This is a genomic window from Chryseobacterium sp. CS2K3 (assembly GCF_059515185.1).
This window is the reverse complement of record NZ_JCAKRW010000025.1, coordinates 1-2,510: the sequence shown is the minus strand read 5'-3', so window position 1 is coordinate 2,510 and position 2,510 is coordinate 1. Positions and strand designations below refer to the sequence as shown.

1 protein-coding gene is annotated in these 2,510 nt (G+C 34.0%); it reads right to left on the bottom strand.

Annotated features, from left to right (window positions below; genetic code table 11):
• On the bottom strand, nucleotides 1–2,456 hold a 2,456-nt coding region (locus AC5YGG_RS20815; RefSeq protein WP_496146351.1), incomplete at its 3' end, for a hypothetical protein.
• Nucleotides 2,457–2,510: the final 54 nt, after the last annotated feature.

The following is a 2,510-nucleotide window of genomic DNA, read 5'->3' as shown; positions in this document are numbered from 1 at the left end:
CCTTTTTCAAAAGCATAGTTCATAGTGGTTGTATTAACCTTATTATCAGGGAAGGTTATCGTCTTTCTGGTAAGATTAGAATGTGAATTCCCTTCATAGAATAATTCTGATGTTGTTTTTAGGTTAGCTGCATTGAACATTTCTACAGTTTCCATTTTCTTGGGTACAAACATTCCACCAAACATTTTAAAGAAATACTTTGAACGTAAATTGTCTGTCACATAGGTAACATAATTACCCGGCTTATCCTCTGTAATATCTATAAAATCTGTTGTAGAAACCTGAAGTTTTCTGAAATTCTGATCATAAATCTCCTGCTTAAATAATTTACCTCTTTTATAATTATTGGATCGGTAAGGAAGATTAATGTTTCCAATATTTGGAGGTGAATAATACTTATTATTGATTGATATATCATTTTCAATCTCTTTAAAAAGCGGGCTGTCAGGATGGCTCTTCTGATCCGTAAAATAACTTTTGGTATACCCTTTATTATTGTCTATTTCAGTGACCTCAGAATATAATACAGGAGCAGAGTTCATGGTAGTTTCAATAAAATTATCCGAATAGGCATTTAATTGTTCATAGTTACTATATGCCGTTTGAGTTTTCAAATATGAAATATTCAGATAATAATTAGACAGAATACCGCTGGATTTCGTATTACTGCCATTGGGGGTATAATTGCTTATATATTTAAACTCCTTGGATCCTATCTGATTTCCATTATTGTTGTAGTTAATGATCTTTTGAATACGACCACCACCTACCATACCAACTGATGGAATTACTGTATTTTTAAATTGTGAAGAAGAATTCCTATCTATTTTTTCACTGTAGTTGTGAGGTTCATAAATAAACTCGCTCCTACCACCAGTAGGATAAGTAATTGATTTAAGTAAGGACATGGAAGCCAAAGCAGGATTCGCATCACGCTTGGAATCTGTTATCACCAGATCTCCTGTATTTTTATTGATATTAAAGTTCGGAATCAATTTATATCTTGGAAAAGCATTATAATACCCCCAATAGTCAATCAGACCAGGAGTAATAACCTCTTCAGGCAAAGTCTCTTTATTATAGTAGTCAAAGCTATAATGCTGAAGGTAGTCTGTTGATTGAGCATCTTTTTTAAACATTTTCAGATGGTCTAAAAAGAAAGAATCCTGATTTCTGTAATAACTCATATTTACTTCCTTCAGGATATTCATACCCAAATCATCATAAAAAGTGATGTTCTTAAGTCTCAGTGAAGGTAATGAGCCATCTCGATATCTTTCATATCTTTCAAAATCGAAATTCACCACTTTTTTTCCATTCAAAAGGATTGTTTCCGGCAGGCTTTTCTTGGTAGCATAGGTTTTACTCTGGTCTCCGTCAACATAGGAAGTACCGTTACCCCAATAAATAGTTCCATCAAAAATTACCGTAGGAGAAGCTGTACTGTAGTTAAGGTTTGCGCTCTCTACATACTGCTTATAGACCGTATGCTCATCAAAGAGCAACAGGAAAGGTTCCTCTGTATATGCTGACAGATTGTCTCTTCCCATACAAAACTGTCTATCTGCAAAAGTTGGTTTAATAGAACGGTATTTTATTTCCAGGATATTAGAGTTTGGATACTCAATCTTATAAAGATTCCAGGCTGTTATTGTAAATTTATTCTCATTTGTAGATTCTACTAAATTATAGGATATCTCAAGATTTTCATAATCTCCCCCAAAATAATATTTGATACCTTTGCCATCGGTAATAATTATTTGAGTGTATCTCGTGACACATTTTGAACCATTAGAAAGATTCGCATCAAGCGGCTGTCTTGAAGAAAGCTGGGAAATATCGATTTTAAGGTTTTTATCTTCAGAAACAATGATAGGCTTTAAGTCATTCCCAATAAAAAAATAGCCACTGTGTCCCATGAAATTGAAGCTGAATTTATCAGGTTCAAGCTCAAATGAGCGGTCTCCGCATTTTATCCATACTCCTCCGTTGCCAACCTGAAATGCCGGATAGTTATAGTTATAGATCTCACTGTTAGGTCTTCCGCAGTTTTTCATAGCTTCATGATAACCATAGGGTCCAACAGTCCTTGTCCACTCAGAGAAAAAGTCATCTGCTACACCTCTTACTTCTCTACTAATAGCTCCTCCAATATCAAGAGACCAGTCCAGTCCCACGTAATTTGATTTTTTTGATGGAACAAATCCGTTTCCAAAATACCGTAATCCTATATTATAACCCTCGCCATTATATAGATCTCCATAGTTGAATAGATTGATATCATACGAAACATTTCCTGTGTTTAAACTCACGGGAATATTTCCAAACTTTTCTATACTATATGTTTGAGGGGTTTTAATAACAGGAACGTTCTGACCTAAGTAAAATGATACAGACAGACTCAAAAGTGCTGATGTTGCTATTCTTTGCTTTTTATAAAATTTTGTCTTCTTCATAATTTATTTCTTAATCAGCTTAGCATTCGCTGTTTTGTTATCATTAGTTTTTAT